At 29.9% G+C, this 19,188-nt stretch carries 16 protein-coding genes; 7 read left to right on the top strand and 9 right to left on the bottom strand.

From position 1 onward, the window contains the following. Nucleotides 1-334: 334 nt before the first annotated feature. Together rpsB and tsf are read left to right on the top strand one after the other, a co-directional pair. Nucleotides 335-1,150, top strand: a complete 816-nt coding sequence (rpsB, locus tag Q0H31_RS10210) for a 30S ribosomal protein S2 (protein WP_295297858.1) — start codon at nucleotides 335-337, stop codon at nucleotides 1,148-1,150. A 35-nt stretch (nucleotides 1,151-1,185) separates the two neighbouring features. Then, a complete protein-coding gene (gene tsf, locus Q0H31_RS10205) occupies nucleotides 1,186-2,040 on the top strand; it encodes a translation elongation factor Ts (RefSeq protein ID WP_295297856.1) in 855 nt (284 codons plus the stop codon). A gap of 214 nt (nucleotides 2,041-2,254) precedes the next feature. On the opposite strand, the gene epsC is transcribed toward tsf, so the two are convergent. The 5 genes from epsC to Q0H31_RS10180 form a co-directional block, all read right to left on the bottom strand. After that, nucleotides 2,255-2,965 (bottom strand): serine O-acetyltransferase EpsC, encoded by a 711-nt coding sequence (gene epsC, locus Q0H31_RS10200; RefSeq protein WP_295297854.1) that lies wholly within the window; start codon nucleotides 2,963-2,965, stop codon nucleotides 2,255-2,257. A 12-nt stretch (nucleotides 2,966-2,977) separates the two neighbouring features. Beyond that, nucleotides 2,978-3,889 carry a PLP-dependent cysteine synthase family protein gene (locus Q0H31_RS10195; RefSeq protein ID WP_295297852.1) on the bottom strand — a complete coding sequence of 304 codons (912 nt, stop codon included), beginning with the start codon at nucleotides 3,887-3,889 and terminating at the stop codon, nucleotides 2,978-2,980. Nucleotides 3,890-4,325: 436 nt separating this feature from the next. Further along, the gene (gene nifS, locus Q0H31_RS10190) at nucleotides 4,326-5,492 is read right to left on the bottom strand and encodes a cysteine desulfurase NifS (RefSeq protein ID WP_295297851.1); all 1,167 of its coding nucleotides are present in this window, start codon (nucleotides 5,490-5,492) and stop codon (nucleotides 4,326-4,328) included. A 3-nt stretch (nucleotides 5,493-5,495) separates the two neighbouring features. Beyond that, a complete protein-coding gene (gene nifU, locus Q0H31_RS10185; protein WP_295297850.1) occupies nucleotides 5,496-6,329 on the bottom strand; it encodes a Fe-S cluster assembly protein NifU in 834 nt (277 codons plus the stop codon). A 21-nt stretch (nucleotides 6,330-6,350) separates the two neighbouring features. After that, nucleotides 6,351-6,530 (bottom strand): (2Fe-2S)-binding protein, encoded by a 180-nt coding sequence (locus Q0H31_RS10180; protein WP_295297848.1) that lies wholly within the window; start codon nucleotides 6,528-6,530, stop codon nucleotides 6,351-6,353. A 282-nt stretch (nucleotides 6,531-6,812) separates the two neighbouring features. Between Q0H31_RS10180 and Q0H31_RS10175 the strand changes: the two genes are divergently transcribed. Together Q0H31_RS10175 and Q0H31_RS10170 are read left to right on the top strand one after the other, a co-directional pair. Then, nucleotides 6,813-8,930, top strand: coding sequence for an alpha-amylase/4-alpha-glucanotransferase domain-containing protein (locus Q0H31_RS10175; RefSeq protein WP_295297846.1), 2,118 nt, complete (start codon nucleotides 6,813-6,815; stop codon nucleotides 8,928-8,930). Nucleotides 8,931-8,964: 34 nt separating this feature from the next. Further along, nucleotides 8,965-9,633, top strand: coding sequence for an AAA family ATPase (locus tag Q0H31_RS10170; RefSeq protein ID WP_295297844.1), 669 nt, complete (start codon nucleotides 8,965-8,967; stop codon nucleotides 9,631-9,633). Between the two features lie 8 nt (nucleotides 9,634-9,641). Here the strand turns inward: Q0H31_RS10170 and Q0H31_RS10165 are convergent, their stop codons facing one another. Continuing rightward, nucleotides 9,642-10,619 carry a substrate-binding domain-containing protein gene (locus Q0H31_RS10165; RefSeq protein WP_295297842.1) on the bottom strand — a complete coding sequence of 326 codons (978 nt, stop codon included), beginning with the start codon at nucleotides 10,617-10,619 and terminating at the stop codon, nucleotides 9,642-9,644. 237 nt (nucleotides 10,620-10,856) lie between these two features. On the opposite strand from Q0H31_RS10165, the gene Q0H31_RS10160 reads away from it, so the two are divergent. Genes Q0H31_RS10160 through Q0H31_RS10150 form a run of 3 tightly spaced genes read left to right on the top strand, consistent with a single transcriptional unit; the run spans nucleotide 10,857 to nucleotide 15,211 of the window. After that, entirely contained in the window at nucleotides 10,857-12,212 is a 1,356-nt protein-coding gene (locus tag Q0H31_RS10160) for an alpha-glucosidase (RefSeq protein WP_295297840.1), read from the top strand. 32 nt (nucleotides 12,213-12,244) lie between these two features. Further along, a complete protein-coding gene (locus Q0H31_RS10155) occupies nucleotides 12,245-13,834 on the top strand; it encodes an alpha-glucoside-specific PTS transporter subunit IIBC (protein ID WP_295297838.1) in 1,590 nt (529 codons plus the stop codon). Nucleotides 13,835-13,885: 51 nt separating this feature from the next. Further along, nucleotides 13,886-15,211: a 6-phospho-alpha-glucosidase gene (locus Q0H31_RS10150; RefSeq protein ID WP_295297837.1), complete on the top strand. Its 1,326-nt coding sequence runs from the start codon at nucleotides 13,886-13,888 to the stop codon at nucleotides 15,209-15,211. Between the two features lie 535 nt (nucleotides 15,212-15,746). Here the strand turns inward: Q0H31_RS10150 and thrB are convergent. The 3 genes from thrB to Q0H31_RS10135 all read right to left on the bottom strand — a co-directional run bounded on the left by thrB (nucleotide 15,747) and on the right by Q0H31_RS10135 (nucleotide 18,957). Then, nucleotides 15,747-16,712 carry a homoserine kinase gene (gene thrB / locus Q0H31_RS10145; protein WP_295297836.1) on the bottom strand — a complete coding sequence of 322 codons (966 nt, stop codon included), beginning with the start codon at nucleotides 16,710-16,712 and terminating at the stop codon, nucleotides 15,747-15,749. A gap of 3 nt (nucleotides 16,713-16,715) precedes the next feature. Next, nucleotides 16,716-17,771, bottom strand: a complete 1,056-nt coding sequence (gene thrC, locus Q0H31_RS10140; RefSeq protein ID WP_015273972.1) for a threonine synthase — start codon at nucleotides 17,769-17,771, stop codon at nucleotides 16,716-16,718. A gap of 523 nt (nucleotides 17,772-18,294) precedes the next feature. Continuing rightward, nucleotides 18,295-18,957, bottom strand: a complete 663-nt coding sequence (locus Q0H31_RS10135; protein ID WP_295297835.1) for a suppressor of fused domain protein — start codon at nucleotides 18,955-18,957, stop codon at nucleotides 18,295-18,297. Nucleotides 18,958-19,188: the final 231 nt, after the last annotated feature.

Raw genomic sequence — 19,188 nt, 5'->3', positions numbered from 1 at the left:
TAGTTAATTAAATTATAAGGAATACCTGCTTTTTTTAAACTAAAAAACGTGCAATATGTATGGCTCCTAAACAATAAATATTTTTTTGATAATTGACTTTTTTGTGTAATAATGTTATTATGCTAAATAAGCCGATTTAATTGGTAAACTTTTCCATAATAGCAAAATGTTCTTTAAAGATATTTTTTATATAAATTATCTTAAATAAAAAGACATTGTTACTTAAATATTAGTAATCAAAGCATTATGATTTTTTTAATATAGTAATAGTTTAGAAATTTATGGATATAGGGTGCCTTAATCGGTACTCTATTTTATTTTAAAGGATATGCTTATGTCATTACCAGCTATGAAAGACCTCTTAGAGGCAGGAGTTCATTTCGGACATCAAACTAGAAAATGGAATCCTAAAATGAAACCTTTTATTTTTCAGGAGAGAAATGATATACACATCATTGACCTAATGAAAACTTTAACTTATGTAAAAAAAGCTTATGATGCTGTTAAAGAAATGTCAAGAAACGGCGGAAATATACTTTTTGTAGGTACTAAAAAACAAGCTTCACAAAGCATAAAAGAAGCTGCTGAAAAATGCGATATGTATTATGTTAATAATCGTTGGTTAGGCGGTATGCTTACTAATTTCGCTACTATCAAAAAAAGTATTGCTAGACTTAAAAGAATAGAAAAAGAAGAAGTTGATGGTACTTTTGATAAATTACCTAAAAAAGAAGTAATACTCCTTCTTAAAGAAAAAGATAAATTAGAAAAGAACTTTGCAGGTATCAAAGATATGGAAAACTTACCAGATATGATATTTGTAATAGACCCTATGCAAGAGCATATTGCTGTAAGCGAAGCAAGAAAATTAGGTATACCTGTAGTTGCTGTAGTAGATACTAACTGTAACCCAGAACTTATAGATTATCCTATACCTGGTAACGATGATGCTATTAGAGCTATAATTTTATTTGCTGGAGTTATATCTTCTGCTATTATAGACGGACAAAACGAGGCTGGAAAAGAAACTTTAGCTAAACATGAATCTACTGGCGAGATTGCTGAAGAGGTTTATGACAATAGTGCTACTGAAGCTGCTGAAGCTATTGCAGAGCAGTATGGTGTTTCTGACCAAGATGACCAAGATTAATAAAAAATAAAAAAATTAAACTAAAGGATAAAAAAATGGCAAATATTAGTATGGATACTATTAAAGAGCTTAGAGAGCGTACTGGTATAGGTATTATGGAATGTAAAAAAGCTCTTCAAGAAGCTGATGGTGATATGGATAAGGCTATTCGCCTATTAAAAGAAAAAGGTACAGCTGTTGCTGCTAAAAAAAACGAACGTACAGTTAAAGAAGGTTCTATAGGTTTCTGCGTTAATGATGATAAAAGCCAAATTGCTTGTATAGAGCTTCAATGTGAAACTGACTTCGTTGCTAAAAATGAATTATTTATTAATTTAGCTAAAAGCATTGCTAAAACTGCTATGACAGTTGATAATGCTACTGTTGATACTCTTCTAAACACTAAAGGTGAGAATGGGGAAACTATTCAAGCTATGATAAACGAAGGTATGCAAAAATGGGGAGAGAAAACTGTACTTGCAGAAGTAAAAGTTATGAAGACTGATGGTTTCTTTGGAAGCTATGTTCACTTCAATAATAAACTTGTTACTATTGTTGAGTTTGATGTTAAGCCTAAAGGAAAATGTTTAGAGATTGCAAATCAAATAGCTATGCATGTTGCTAGTGAAAAACCTTTAGCTTTAAACAGAGAAGGAATTGACCCTAATGCTGTTAATGAGCAAAAAGAAATATTTGAAAAACAAGTAAGAGATGCCGGCAAACCAGAAAATATGGTAGCAAAAATAGTTGAAGGTAAAATGAACTCTTGGTATTCTGAAAGTGTTCTTATAGACCAAAAATTATTTACAGACAACAAAATATCTATCAAAAGTTTAATAGATGAAATATCTAAAGAAGCTGGTGCTACAGCAACTATCAAAAACTTTGCTATAATTTCGCTTGGTGTTTGATATTAACTAAGACAAATAAAATAAAAAGAGGCTTTATATTAAGCCTCTTTTTTTATGCTTATGATATTGGTATAAAGGAAGCAAAAAAACTGCAATTTTTAATCTAAAAAATATGTATTGTTTTTTATTATATATATTGTCAATATATAAATTTGTACTTTTTGCAACTTTTTGCTACGGGAAAAAGTTGATAATACATTTAAATCATATAAATCTATAAAGTAACTTTTTTGTTTTCTTCAACCGATTCTAAAACTATGCAATTAGCACCAATGATAGAATTTTTGCCTATTACAGTATCTCCTCCAAATATAGAAGCATTAGCATATATTGTAACATAATCGCAAACTGTAGGATGTCTTTTTTTACCTTCCAAGCTTCTTCCATTAGTTAATGATAATGCCCCTAAAGTAACTCCCTGATATATTTTTACATGATGACCTATAATTGTAGTTTCCCCTATAACTATTCCTGTACCATGGTCTATAAAGAAATAATCTCCTATATTTGACCCTGGGTGAATGTCTATGCCTGTTTTTGAATGAGCAAACTCAGATATAGTTCTTGCTATTAAAAACTCCTTCTGATTATAAAATATATGTGCTATTCTATAATGAAAAATTGCTCTAAATCCAGGATATGTTAATACTATTTCATCATAAGATTTTGAAGCAGGGTCAGACTGATAAAAAAACTCTAAATCTTTTTCAAGACTTAATTTAATATCTTTAAGTTTTTTTATAAAATCCAATAATAGAGAATTGTTACTTACTATTTTTTTATAAAGTTCAATGATATTTTTTTCTACAATATCTTTATTAGGAGTCTCTCTAAAAAAGTTAGGAAAAACATAGTCTCTTATAAGTTTTACAATTTCTTTTATATCATTTTTATTAGGAAGTTCATTAAAAGTTTTTAGTTTCATAAATATAATCCTTTAATTCCAAGAATATCTCTCTCCTGTATCAGGTAAAATACAAAGCATCTTTATTTTATTATTTAAATCTAATTGTCTTGATAAATCTATTGCTGCATAAACACTAGCCCCCGAAGATATACCCACATATAAACCTTCAGTAAAACATATTTCTCTTGCAGTATTAATAGCATTATCATCTGATACATCTATTATTTTTTCTATCACATTTAAATCTAAAATTTCTGGAATAAAATTAGCTCCTATTCCCTGTATTTTATGAGAGTCAGCATAGCCTTTTGTAAGAAGAGGAGAAGACTCAGGCTCAACTCCAATTACTTTAGTATTTTTATTATTATCTTTAACATACTTCCCTATTCCGGTAACAGTTCCTCCAGTGCCAATGCCCGCAAATATATAATCTACATCTCCCATATCTTTATATATTTCCGGTGCTGTTGTTAAATAATGTGCCATAAAATTAGATTCATTAATAAACTGACCTGCTATTATAGAATCATCTATTTCTTTGTTTAATTGATTTGCTCTTTCAACTGCTCTATCCATTGCCCCATCAACTAATTCCAATTTTGCTCCATAATCTCTTATAAGTTTTCTTCTCTCTTCAGACATTGAAGAAGGCATAACTATTATAACATTAAGCCCTAAATAGTTTCCAATAGCTGCCATAGCAATTCCTGTGTTTCCTGAAGTGGGCTCTATAATTGTAGAACCTTTTTTTATTTTGCCGTCTTTGATTAAATCTAATAGTATTTGTTTTACCGCTCTGTCTTTTATTGAAGCAGCAGGGTTATTTTTTTCTACTTTTCCATATAATTCTATATTTTTATTTAAGTTAAATTTAGTTTCTATATTGCTTAATCTTATAATAGGAGTATTGCCTATTAAATCAAGTATGTTGTTAGCTATCATATAAGTCTCCAAAATGATAAATATTTATATTATTTTTTATTTGCACTTTTTGGTTCTTTGACGAAGTCCTCAGAGCGTAGATGCGGGAAAAAGAATAATAAAATTTTTATGTTTTTTATTATTTGTGGTGGCTTTGCCCCCACGCCCCCAGTTCTTTTATTGGTATAAAAGAACCTTATATCCTTCGGATACGCTTCGCGAAGAACTGCATTTTTATTAAGTATAGCAAAAAATGCATGGTATTATTTTATATATTTTCTAGATATAAAACTAAAATATTTGCACTTTTTACCGCGAGAAAAGTTGATAATACATCTATAAAATATATAAATTGCATTTATATTAGTTTGTAATTTATTTCAACATGTTTCATAATATATAATAAAAAAGGGCTTTTTATTAAGCCCCTTTTCAATATATATATATTCTATATTTTTTAATCTCTATATGGGGAAATATCTCTAAGCCTTGCTACTATTTTTTCTATAGCATCTGCTGTATACATTATTTCTTCCATAGTGTTATCTAATGATAAAGAAAATCTTGTTGAGCTATGAGCATATTCAAAAGGAACTCCCATAGCCTGTAAAACAGGAGAAGGCTCTAAAGTACCGGAAGAACATGCACTTCCGCTTGAAGTACATATACCATAACCATCAAGCAATAAAAGTATAGCTTCACCTTCTATATTTTTAAAGCTAATATTTGCGGTATTGCTTACTCTTTTAGCACCTCTTCCATTAATTTTTACTTCTTTAATTCTTTTTAAAACTTCTTCTTCAAGTTTATCTCTCAATTTAGAAGTGTGTTCAATGAATTTAGGAAGCTCTGCCTTCACAATAGAAGCAGCCTTACCAAGCCCTATTATATAAGGCACATTTTCAGTACCGGCACGGCGTCCTCTCTCCTGATGACCTCCTGTTTGTACTGTTCTTAATTTAGTGCCTTTTTTAATATATAAAGCACCAATACCTTTTGGAGCATGTATTTTGTGTCCTGCTATTGTTAACATATCTATATAAGGCTCATCTTTCATGCTTAAAGGCAATTTACCGGCAGCCTGCACTGCATCAACATGAAATACTGCACCTGCATTTTTTACTATTTCGCCAATCTCTTTTACAGGGAAAATTACACCTGTTTCATTGTTGGCATACATTATAGATACTATAGCTGTATTATCATTAATAGCTTTTTTTAAATCATCTATATTAATGTTTCCATCACTATCCACATCTAAAAGAGTGATTCTATAACCCAAACGCTCCAATGATTTACAAGTTTCTATAACAGCAGGGTGTTCTACCCTAGTAGTGATAATATGATTCTTTGTAGGGTAAGCTTCTATTGTACCCCTAATAGCCATATTATCGCCCTCACTTCCGCAAGAAACAAAGCAAACTTCTATAGGGTCGCATCCTAAAAAGTCAGCAACCTCTCCTCTTGCTTTTTCCATTTCTTTATGCACAGCACCTGCTGGGCTATACATGCTTGAAGGGTTATAATATTGGTCTTTGAAATATGGAAGCATTGCATCCAAAACTTCTTGATAAACTCTCGTAGTGGCATTATTATCCATATATATAATTTTTTTATCAGACATAATTCACACTCCTACTACTTCTAAATCTTTATCAACTAACTCTTTAATCTTAGGTTCAACAAAGCCTTTTAAAGTATTTTTAGAAGCCATACAAGAAGAACAAGCACCCTTAAAAGAAATTTTTACTGTATTTCCTTCTATATCTACTAATTTACAGCTTCCGCCGTCCATTTTAAGCATAGGATTAATTACTGTCTCTATTGCCTCTTCTATTTTCTTAATCTTTTGTACTGTAGTGAGAGGTGCATTCTTTTGAGCTCTTTCTCTCTCAGCAAGTTCTTCATTTAATATATCTTCTAATTTTACCTTACAAGCTCCGCATCCGCCGCCTGCTTTAGTGTAGAATGTTATCTCATCTACTGTTGTTAAATTATTTTCTCTTATGGCTCTTTTTATTTTAGTGTCTGTTACACCAAAACATTTACAAATTATAGCCCCCTCATCATGTTCATCTTCCTCTACATTGATTCCTCTGTAATTATTAATAGCCTTTTCCAATGTTTCCATTCCCATTACAGAACAATGCATCTTTTCCTCTGGAAGTCCTCCAAGCTCCATTGCTATATCTTTATTTGTAATCTTTTTTGCCTCGTCTAAAGTTTTACCTTTAATCATCTCTGTTAAAATGCTGCTGCTTGCTATAGCTGAAGCACAGCCGAATGTTTGAAACTTAGCATCTTCTATCACTTCAGTATCTTTATTAATTTTTAAAGTTAATTTTAAAGCATCTCCGCAAACAATACTGCCAGTCATAGCTTCAGCATCAGGATTTTCTATCTCTCCAACATTTCTTGGATTTATAAAATGGTCTTTTACTTTATCAGTATATTCCCACATATGTTTTACCTCCAATAATAATTATTTATTAATATCGTCGAGTATCTTTTGTATAGTAGGTATACAGCCGCCGCAGCCAGTGCCTGCTTTGGTAATTTTTGATATCTCTTCTACTGTTTTTAATTTATTCTTCTTTATGGCATCTATAATTTCACTCTCCTTAACACCCATACAGAAACATATTGTTTTATCGTCAGACATATTTGTTATCTCCTATTTATTTTTTTTAATTTAATGTTATAAAACAGACTATAATACTATTTGAAAAATAATAATATTATATTCTATAACCCTTCATTGTTAGAATATTATAACAGTTTAAAAATAAATATCAAGTACAATAACAAAACCTTAATTTATTATCTTTTAAGCATTTTTATTGAACTATAATTAACAATATAATATAAATTAAACTTTACAAAAATGATTATTTAGTATAGAATTATGTTAATTAATAATATATTATTGTTATGGATAATTACTATGAAAACTATTAATTTAATACTTGGAAATCATAATCATCAGCCTGTGGGCAACTTTGACTTTGTGTGTGAAAATACTTATCAAAATGCTTATAAGCCTTTTTTAGATATATTAGAAAAATATAAAGATATAAAATTTAACTTTCATTATACAGGCTGTTTGCTTCAATGGTTAGAGAAAAATCACCCTGAACATTTGGAAGCTTTAGCTAAACTTGTTCAAGAAAATAGAATAGAGCTTCAAAGCGGTGCATTTTATGAGCCTATAATGCCTTCTATACCAGACAGAGATAAAGATTTGCAAATAACAAAATTAAATAAATATATAGAAAAAAAGTTCAAGACCACTCCTAAAGGTGCTTGGATAGCAGAAAGAGTTTGGGAGCCTACATTAGTAAAACATTTGGCAAGAAATGGCATAAAATATATTATGATAGACGATTCTCAATTTCTCACAACAGGAATTGATACCAAAAATATGTATAGTTATTTTATAACAGATGATGAATCTTATAAGCTTAATATATTTCCTATATCTCAGGAGCTTCGTTATTTAATACCATTCAGAGATGTAGAAAAATCCATTGAATATTTAAAATCTATAGCAACAGAAGAGGGAGATAGGGTAGTTGTTTTACATGATGACGGTGAGAAATACGGAGATTGGCCGGGTACTAAAAAATGGGTTTATGAAGATAAATGGCTTGAAAAGTTTTTTGAGGCACTTACAAAAGAAAAAGACATTATAAAAACTATTACCTATAGCGATTATATAGAAAAATATGCACCTGTTTCAAAAATATATATACCTACAGGCTCTTATGAGGAGATGCTTACTTGGGTGCTTCCTGCTAAGGTGCAAGATGAGTTTCATTCAAAACAGGAAGAGTTTAAAAAGCAAGAAGAAAATGAAATAGCAACAAGATTTATGCGTGGAGGTTTTTGGAGAAATTATTTCTTTAAATACTCTGAAAGCAACAGAATGAATAAAAGAATGCTTTTTGCTTCAAATATGGTTAGCGAATTAGATAAATCTAAGGAAAAAGAAGAGGCTTTGGATTATTTATTGCAGGGGCAATGCAACTGTCCTTATTGGCATGGAACATTCGGAGGGCTTTATTTAAACAATTTAAGACATGCTACATACGCTAATCTTATAAAATCCACTTCTATAGTAGAAAAAAAGAAATATGGAAATGGATATTTTATGAACTATGACTTAGATTTTGATATTGACGGCAGAGATGAAGTTGTAATAAGTTCAGAGAAATCAAGTTTGGTGTTTCATAGTTTAAGCGGTTCAATTATAGAATGGGATTTAAAAACAAATAATCCTATAAACTTAATAGACTGCTTAAAAAGAAGAGAAGAGGCTTATCACATTGCAGCTGTTAGAAATGCAAGCAAACAATCAAATGAAAATGAGCATGTTTCAATTCATGAGATAGCTAAAAAAATAGATGAAGATATTGCTAAATATTTGGTGTTCGATAAAAACGAAAAAGTATTTGCTGTTGATCATTTCTTAAAAACTATGCCTACTGCTGAAGAGTTTCAATTATTAAAGTATGATGAAGAGGCTGATTTCTATAATTCATATTACAATTTAATTGAAAATAATATAAATAAAAATAATGCCAACATCACTTTTGAAAAAAATGGTTTAGTTAATGGCAAAGAAATACTATTAACAAAAAAATATGTTGTAGAGAAAGACGGCAGTTTTAATATAAACATAGAAATATTAAATAAATCTAATGAAGAAATAAGTTTTGTTTATGCTTTAGAGAACAATATTACTTTGCTTGCCGGAAGCGAAAAAGACAGATATTATATTGGGGAGAATAATAGAATATCTGATAATTTGTCAAACACAGGTGAATATACAGGTAAAATATTTGGTATGGCTGATGAAGGTTATATAAAAATAAAATTATTTTTGGAAGCTAATGAAGAGACAAACTTCTTATATATGCCAAATTATACTATATCTGATGCTGTTGATAAACTTGAGATGAATTATCAAAACTCAACTATAGTATTATGCAAAGATATAAACTTAAAACCAAATGAAAAAATAGAATATAATATAAAAGCTCATATAGAAGAATTAAAATAATAAAGAAGAATGGAAAAGAGAAGGTAACTGTTAAATGAAATTATTCTATATTATATCTAATAAGAAGCATAGCGGTAAAACTTATGTAGCTTCTAATATTGCAGAATCAATAAAAATATTGGGAAGGAGTGTTTGTTATTATAAGCCTTTTGTTATGGAGGTGAAAGATAATAAATTATTTGACTGTGAATATATAAAAAATACTACCACATTAAATGCTTCAGATATTTTTGTATCTTATGCTACAAACGGAAATCTCTCTCCTCTTCATAGTATAAATACAAAAATATATGAAAGAGATATTACAGATTTGATAGATGAATGTAAAAAAACTTATGATTATATGGTATTAGAATCTCTATGCCTCTATGACCCTATAAAAGAGAATTATAATTTTTTGGATTTAATCACAGATATAGAAAGATATAATAATGAAATACATATTATACCCGTAGTGGAGTATGATACAAATGTTATTCATAGCAGTTTTGAACAAGTAGAACTTTTTCATCAGAGAGGGTTTAAAATACCATTTATAGTAGTAAACATAAAAAAAGATGTGTTTGTGCAAAATGAAGTTATAGGCTATATTAGAAGCCAAATATCACCTATAAAACTTCATACAACAATATTTGATGCTTTTGTAGAAAAAACAAAAATAACAGAAATAAAATATCCTAATATAATAAAAGATTTAATATAAATAAATATCTATGCTATTTTTATAGAGCTTTTTCTTGCTGCAACTTCTGGATTATAAATTATTTTTGAGGATTTTTCTGTAAATAATTGCCCATTTCCAAATAATATATATTCTACACTATAAAGCATTTTTTCATATAATTTTTGGTCTATAGAACTTAATCCTAAAAAATCAGATATCTCTAAATTATCAAATCCAATAATTCCAATATCTTCACCCATTTTATATCCTAATTCATCTATTGCTTTTATTCCGCCTATAGCCATCTGGTCGCAAAAATAAAATATAGAATCTATACTTTTGTCGCTTAAAGCATTTTTTGTAACATGATAAGATTCTTCCATAGAAAAACTATTTGTAGTTATTAATTTACAATCTATATTAAAATCATTGCATGCCATTCTTACGCCGTCGTATCTCTCTTTCACATCTCCGCTTAAATCATGATGAGTGATAAATGCAGGGTTTTTCCAATTATTTTTGTATAAATGTTCAATAGCTAATCTTCCGCCTAAATAGTCATTAACATCTATATTAAGCCCGTATTCCTGCTGCGGCATGTTTAGAAACACTGTAGGAATTAAAAAATCATTTGTGCTTTCTTCTGTTTCTGTTGCCAAACTAATTATACCTCTAATATCTGCCCATATTTTTTTATTTTTCTTAAGCAATATATTTAAAGGTATATTATCTGTATTTTCATATAGTCTTATAGTAATATTGTATTTTAAAGAAATCCTTTGAAGATATTTAACAATATCAGAAACTACCATTAAATTATGATCTCTAATTATAAATAATATATCTCTGTAGTCTTTTTTAACAATAGTCCTTAAATCTTCAGGATAATATTTAGCTAAAATAGACATTATTTCTCTGAAAGTATCAGTATGTAACTTTTCTGGAGTATAAAAAAATCTTTTTACAGTAGTTTCAGCAATATTGAGCATATTTGCAATATTTTCTATTTTCTCTTTCTGACCCATTATACTTCCTTAAAATGATTCATTAATAAAATGATTAATTAATGAATTATTATAAAACATTTTTTATAATAAACAATATAAAATAGGGCATAGTAGGGAAAAAATATCAAAAAAATGATATTTTTTTCTATAAAAAATAAAAAAAATAGTATCATTTTATTGAAATAATAATTTTTTTGAATATAATATTATTATGTAAAACACAATAAACAAAATTTAATATGAAGGGATATAAATATGAAATTTGTTTTAGTAGGTGCAGGAAGTGCACAATTTGGATGCGATATGCTTGGAGATATTTTCTCTACAAAGTCATTAGAGGGTTCTCATGTTACTTTGCTTGACATTAACCCTGATGCTTTGAAAAAAGTATATGATTATGTAAAAGAGTTTATAGCGGCTAACAAATTAAATTTTACTGTTGATGCTACAACAGACAGAAGAGAAGCTTTTAAAAATGCCGAGTTTATAATAAGCTCTATAGAGGTAGGAAGCAGATTTAAGTTGTGGGATGAAGACTGGAAAGTACCTATGCAATATGGTATTCATCAGGTTTATGGAGAAAATGGAGGACCTGGAGGAGTATTTCACTCTTTAAGAATCATTCCGCCTATTTTAGATATAGTAAAAGATGCTATGGATATATGTCCTAATGCTTATATATTCAATTTCTCTAACCCTATGACTGCAATATGTACTGCTGTAAAGAGGGCATATCCTAATGCTAAGTTTATAGGTATGTGCCATGAGATAGGCTGGCTTCATAAATGGCTTCCAAAGATATTGAAAATGAATTATGAAGATTTTGAGATTAAAGCCGGCGGTCTTAACCATTTCAGCTGTTTATTAGAGATAAAAGATAAAAAAACAGGAAAAGATTTATATCCTGAAGTATTAAAAAATGCACATAGCTATTTTGAGCATGAAGTAGGATACAGTGATTTATTAAAATACGCTATGGAAAACAATGCTTTCTCAAAAACAGAGAGCTTTGACCATTCTATAGAGGAGAAATTAAAAGGTGAGTTTGTATGGGCTGACAGAAGACTTTTAAAAGTGATATTAGAGAAATATAAACTTTTGCCTATAACAGTAGACAGCCATTTTGGAGAATATGTATCTTGGGCTTGGGACGTTGTTGACCATAGAGGAATATTAGATTTTTATGATTTATATAAAACAGTATTATCACAGGCAGAGCCAAAAATAGAATTAAGAGTAAAAGAGAGAGCTTCAAGCATAATAGACGGTATAGTTACAAACAATAAATATGTAGAAGAGGCTGTAAATATATTGAATGACGGATTAATAGAAGACCTTCCTAATTGGATAGCAGTAGAAGTACCTGCAGAAGTAAGTAAAGATGGTCTTAAAGGTGTAAAACTCAATAATGTACCTAAAGGCTATTTATCTTTGTTAAGAAACTATGTGAGTGTATATGATTTAACTGCAGAAGCTGCTATACATCATAAAAAAGAATATGCTATACAAGCTATACTTGCCAATCCTGTAGTTAATGTATGTAAAAACACTGAAGAGATGGTTGATAGAATGATAGCATTACAAAAACCATATTTAGACTATTTAAAATAATATTAAAATAAAAAAATATTGAGGATATATTTATGTTTAAAAATATTGATATAAAAGCTGGTTTCCAGAAATTTGGTGCGGCTATGTTCGTACCAGTATTACTATTTTCTTTTTCAGGGCTTATAGTAGGATTTACAATTATATTTAAAGATCAGAGTTTGGTGGGAAAGATAGCTGACCCTAATGGCTTTTTCTACAAATTAATGTTTATAATGGAAGAGGGCGGCTGGACAATATTTAGAAATATGCCTTTATTTTTCTGTTTAGGCATACCTATTGGGCTTTCCAGAACAGCACCAGAAAGAGCTATGTTAGCAACTTTGATTTGTTATTTATCATACAACTATTTTATAGCTGCTATACTTAATTTCTGGGGACCTGCTTTTGGAGTAGATTTTACTCAGGCTGCAGGCGGAGTAAGCGGTTTAGCATTAATTGCAGGAATTAAAACTTTAGATACAAATATATTAGGTGCTATAGTTGTTGGTTTAATAATTACTGTCATTCATAATAGATTTTATGAAACAAAGCTTCCTGATTACCTTGGAGTATTTCAAGGAACATCTTTTGTACATATAATAGGTTTTTTAGTAATGTTAGTTTTTGCTTTTCTAACTTGTTTAATATGGCCGAAAATTCAGTTAGCAATATCTAGTATGCAAACATTTCTTGCTAGTTCAGGAGGAGTAGGAGTATTTATTTACACTTTCTTAGAGAGAGCATTAATACCTACAGGACTTCACCATTTTATATACGGACCTTTCATATTCGGACCTGCAGTAGTTCCAAATGGTATAGAACCTTATTGGATACAGCATGTTGCAGAGTTTGCAAACTCAACAGAGCCTTTAAAAACTCTTTTCCCAGCAGGAGCTTTTGCATTACATGGAAACTCAAAGGTATTCGGAGCACCTGGTTTAGCTTTGGCTATTTATTTCTGTGCTAATAAAGAAAATAGAGAAAAAATGGCAGCATTGCTTATACCAGCAACTTTAACTTCTATACTTGTAGGTATAACTGAGCCTTTAGAGTTTACATTCTTATTTATATCACCTGTGCTTTTCTTAGTACACTCTGTATTAGCTGCAGCTTTGGCTACGGTATTATATGAGGTAGTAGGAGTAGCTGGGAACTTCGGTGCTGGTTTATTACAATTTATAACTCAAAACTGGATTTTCACTATAAGAAACCATACTTCTACGGTTATTTTCCATATAATAGTAGGATTTATATTTACAGGTTTATGGTTTATAGTATTTAGAACATTTATACTAAAGTTTAATATAATGACTCCTGGAAGAGGCAAATCAGAATCAAAATTATATACCAAAAAAGATTATAAAGAAAAACAGGGCAGAGATAAAAATTCAGGTTTCTTGGAGCAGGCTAGAGGATATTTGGAATGCTTAGGCGGTGCTTCGAATATAGAATCTGTTACTAATTGTGCAACAAGATTAAGAGTTGTAGTAAAAAATGTTGATTTGGTAAAAGATGTAGAAGATTTCAAAGAATTTGGTGCTCATGGATTAGTTAAAAATGGAACTTCATTGCAGGTAATAGTTGGTCTTTCTGTTCCTCAGGTGAGAACTAAATTTGAAGAGCTTTTGAAAAAAAGTGAATAATTAACAATACTTAATTTTTTAAATTTAATAAATTTTTTAAGGAGTGAAAAAATGAAAAAACATTCAGTTGTTATAGCAGGCGGCGGAAGTACTTTTACGCCGGAAATTATATTAATGCTTTTAAGTGAAGAAGGAAGATTTCCTTTATCAGAATTAAAATTATATGATAATGATGCAGAAAGACAGGCTATTGTTGGAAATGCTTGTGCTATCATTATGAAAGAGAGAGCTCCTCATGTTAAGTTCTCTTTCACAACAGACCCTAAAGAAGCTTTTACAGGAGTAGATTTTGTTATGGCTCATATTAGGGTTGGTAAATATGAGATGCGTTCTTTAGATGAAAAAATTCCTCTTAAGCATGGCTGCGTAGGACAAGAAACTTGCGGAGCTGGCGGTATGGCTTATGGTATGCGTTCTATAGGAGGAGTTTTAGAAATAATAGATTATATGGAAAAATATTCTCCTAACGCTTGGATGCTTAACTATTCTAACCCTGCTGCTATAGTTGCTGAAGCTTGCAGAAGATTAAAACCTAATTCTAAAGTTTTAAACATCTGCGATATGCCTGTTGGTATAGAAGATTTTATGGCTACAATATGCGGATTAAAATCAAGAAAAGAAATGCAAGTGAGATATTTTGGTTTGAACCACTTTGGCTGGTGGACAAGCATTGTAGAAAAAAGCACAGGCAGAGATTTAATGCCTATATTGAAAGAGCATGTTTCTAAACATGGATATTTACATCCTAGCTTGGAAGGACATATGGATGCTGATTGGCATTCTACTTACGAGAAGGCAAGAGATGCTTTTGCTGTTTCTCCAAACTTTATGCCTAATACTTATTTCAAATACTATCTTTTCCCTGATTATGTTGTAAGCCATTCTGATATTAATTATACAAGAACAGATATGGTTAGAGACGGAAGAGAAAAAAGAGTATTTGGAGAATGCAGAAGAATAACAGAAGCAGGTACTGCTAAAGATTCTACATTTGAAGTTGGAGGACATGCTACTTATATAGTTGACCTCGCTTGTGCTATAAGCAACAATACAGGTGAGAGAATGTTGTTAATCGTTCCTAATAATGGTTCTATTATTAACTTTGACCCTACTGCTATGGTTGAAATACCTTGTATAGTTGGTTCTAATGGTCCTGAACCTTTAGTAATGGGAGAGATTCCAAGATTCAATAAAGGTTTAATGGAACAACAGGTGGCTGTAGAAAAATTAGTTGTTGATGCTTGGATAGAAGGTTCTTATTTGAAAATGTGGCAGGCTATTAGTATGTCAAGAACTGTTCCAAGTGTTGAGGTTGCTAAGAAAATATTAGACGATTTAATTGAAGCTAATAAAAAATATTGGCCGGAATTAAAATAATATAATTAATCATCAAACTTATAAGGGGCTTTAAAAAGCCCCTTTATTATATTTCAGTATATTCTGAAATAACTATATCTTTTATATAAGTTTTTTTATTCAACTTTTTCCTGCCTTCGCACCCGCAGGCACTTCCTTCGGTCGCCCTGAAGGACTCCCTACGGTCGCGGTGCGGACTTCGTCAAAGTTGCAAAAAATACAAATTATTTTGCTTATTCGTATACATTTTGCGAAAGTGCAAATATTTAATTTTTATATCTAAGAAATATATTAAAATAATACCATATGTTTTTAGATATACTTCATAAAAATGCAGTTCTTTTGGTTCTTTTATACCAATAAAAGAACTGGGGTGCGGGGCAAAGCCCTGCAAATAACTAAAATAAAATAGTTAAAATTTTTAATATATATTAAAATAATAATTTTCTATCAACTTTTTTCTGCCGCTACGCTCTGCAGACTTCATCAAAGTTTTCGCCATTCGGGCACGCTTCGCGAAAATGCAAGGTAATAAAATAATACTAATTATAATGTATTAAATAACTACTATCCCTTTGTTTGGTATATTCAAAACTTTTATTTCTGAGTCTATTTTCTTTTTAGCAAAACTTTCTTTCATGGCATTAGAAACATCTTTAATTATTTTTTCATCATTTTTAACTAATGCTAATATTGATGAACCTGCTCCGCTTATAGTAACAGAGTAAGCACCTGCATTTTTTGTTTGTTTAAATAATTCTTTAAGTCCAGGTATAAACTTTGCTCTATAATCTTGATGAAGTTTATCATCAGTTGCCACTTCAAGTAAATCAAGCTTGTTTGAAGCTAAGGCAGAAGTTAGAAGTGCTGCTCTTGAAATATTAAAAATAGCATCTTTAAAACTTATCTCTTTGGGCAGAGCATTTCTTGCTTTTTCAGTGCTTAAATAAAAATTTGGAATAGCCACTATTGCTTTTAAATTTTTGGGGGCATTAATTTTAACATATTTAAAATCTTCATTTTTACGTACAACACCAGATATAATACCTCCAAGTATAGCAGGTGAAACATTATCAGGGTGCCCCTCAAGCTGAACAGCCATATTTAATATATCATCTTCAAGAGAAAGTTTATTTCCTAATATATAATTGGCACTAAGAAGTCCGCCAATAATTGCCGCAGAACTGCTTCCAAGCCCTCGTGAAAGAGGTATTCTATTTATACATTTTATTATATAGCCTTTTTCTGGTTTTGCTTTTAATTTTTTATATACAAGCTTCATAGCATCAAGTATCATATTATTGTCTTTTTGTATCTCTTTTTCGCCTTCGCCTGTTATTTCAAATTCTATTTTTTTTGAGTTTGCATTTTCGTATATATGTATTTCATTGTACAAATCTAAAGCAAGTCCTACACTGTCAAAACCAGAACCAATATTTGCAGATGTTGCAGGTATTTTAAAAGTTACAAGTTTTTTATTTTTTGATATTTTATTATTATCTTTTTTATTAACATTATTCATAAATTATATTCCTATAGCTTTTCTTATCTCTTCTATATTGTTATCAACTTTTATAGGAGCAGAACAAATTTTTATTGCATTATCAGGGTCTTTAAGCCCATTTCCTGTAAGTACAGAAACTACAACATCACCTTTTTTAAGTTTGCCGGCTTTGTAAGTTTTTATAACTCCAGCCAAAGAAGCAGCAGAAGCAGGCTCAGCAAATATTCCTTCTTCTCTTGTAAGCATTTTATAAGCCTCTAATATTTCATCATCAGTAACAGAGTCTATAAAACCATTAGATTCATTAGCAGCATTAACAGCTAATTTCCAGCTTGCAGGATTGCCTATCTTTATAGCTGTAGCCAAAGTTTGAGGATTTTCTATTACTCTGTTTTGTACTATAGCAGCAGAACCTTCAGCCTCAAACCCTATCATCTTTGGTAAGTTTGATACTTTTCCGTTTTCTTTATATTCTTTAAAACCCATCCAATAAGCAGATATATTTCCAGCATTTCCAACAGGTATAGCTAAATAATCAGGAGCTTTCCCTAAAGTATCGCAAATTTCAAATGCAGAAGTTTTTTGACCTTGAAGTCTAAAAGGGTTAATTGAGTTTACCAATGTGATTGGGTATTTATTTGTAATATCAACAACAGCCTTTAATGCCTCATCAAAATTTCCTTTAATGGCTATAACCTTAGCACCATACATCAAAGCCTGTGCTAACTTTCCTAAAGCAATATTTCCATCTGGAATAACTACTATGCATTGTATACCGCTTCTTGCAGCATAGGCAGCAGCAGATGCAGAAGTGTTTCCTGTAGAAGCACACATTATAGCCTTAGAGCCTTCTTCGAGTGCCTTAGCAACTGCCATAACCATTCCTCTATCTTTAAATGAACCTGTAGGATTAAGTCCGTCATATTTAAAATATAATTCTATTCCTCCAAGTTCTTTTCCTATCTTTTCTGCTTTTATTAATGGGGTGTTTCCTTCATGCAATGTTATTAATGGGGTTTTATCTGTAATAGGCAAATATTCTCTATATTCTCTTAAAAGTCCGTTCCATGCTTTCATAATATTATCCTTTTTAATTTTATTAACTTATAAAAATTAATAATTATTATTAATAGTATTTTATATAGAATATAATATAAACAGTAATTTTTCAAGTTTTAATTACTATTAAATAAAAAATTTTGTAATATATTAAAAATTTTTAGGTTTGTCAATTTTTTTTAGTATACAGCAAAGAATTATATTTTGTCATCTAAGTTTTTATTTTATTCAACTTTTTCCCGCAGCAAAAAGTTGCAAAAAGTGCAAGTATTCAAATTTTATATCTAAAAAAATATATATAATGACACTATATGTTTATGTCTATACTCCATAAAAATGCAGTTCTTTTGCTTCTTTTATACCAATACCGAGTAGGTGCCTATCGGCAAAAGAAGTGGGGGTGTGTACCCTAAGGGCACGCTTCGCAGGGGGCTAGTCCCCACAAATAATAAAAATGAAGAAAGTTAAAAATTTGTAGTATATACTGTTTCAAAATATTTGATAAATTATAATTTAGTTTTTTAATAATCAATTTTATAATTTATAATAAAGATTCTCTATTATAATCTGTTATATCCGTTCCTATTTTTTGAGCTAAATCTTTTACTGTAATTTTTTTATCATATATAGCATTAAGCTCAGCATCTGTAGCCCCTAAAAGCTCAACAAAGATAACTTTTCCATTTGGAGTATTTATTTCTCCTGCTTCATCTGGTATAGTTATAAAGCCTGTGATTTTTGATTTCTGCTCATTATCAATTCCTTCTTTCTGCTTAGTCCATATATATTCATAAGGATTGAAAACTGCTCCGCTTTCAAATGAATATTTTGCTAATTGCTGTAAAAATTTCACTGCTGTTTGTATTTCATTATCTTTTGCATCACCATCTTTTGTATTATTAATTTGTTTTTCATTCATTTTTAATTTAAAAGTAAGCTCAAACCCAAATCCGCTGTATTCTTTATTTTTAGATTCTTTTTCATAAAGCTCACTGAATCCGTAAGTAACAAAATGATAGTATCCGTTTCCTCTGTAAACACTTATTCCATCAAGAGGGTATTCTCCTCCAAGTTCATAACATATTATAGGTCTGTAATGTAGAGGTTCTTTTTGTTCAGGATATATTTTTTCAAAAGTTTCTGTGATAGCATCAAAACCTGATGTATTTATCTCTTCATTATTATTTAAATCTTCATTACTCATTTTATTCTCCGAATTATTATGTTAATTATTATAAAATATAGCATAAATAATTATTTTTCAAGGTTTTCATTAATAATAAAATATAACTATTTAAATGTATTTGTTAAATTTAAATATTATTATATTTTTTATAAATATACTTTGCTAGTATATTTAATTTTGGGGCTGTCCTAGATAACTAAAAAAGCTCCTTTTTTGCTAAATTATATATAATTTCCAATTGTTTTTCAA

Source organism: uncultured Brachyspira sp., from assembly GCF_934747485.1.
In the GTDB taxonomy this organism is placed as follows: domain Bacteria; phylum Spirochaetota; class Brachyspiria; order Brachyspirales; family Brachyspiraceae; genus Brachyspira.
Note: the sequence above shows the minus strand (reverse complement) of the source record. Positions and strands in the feature narration are given on the sequence as shown.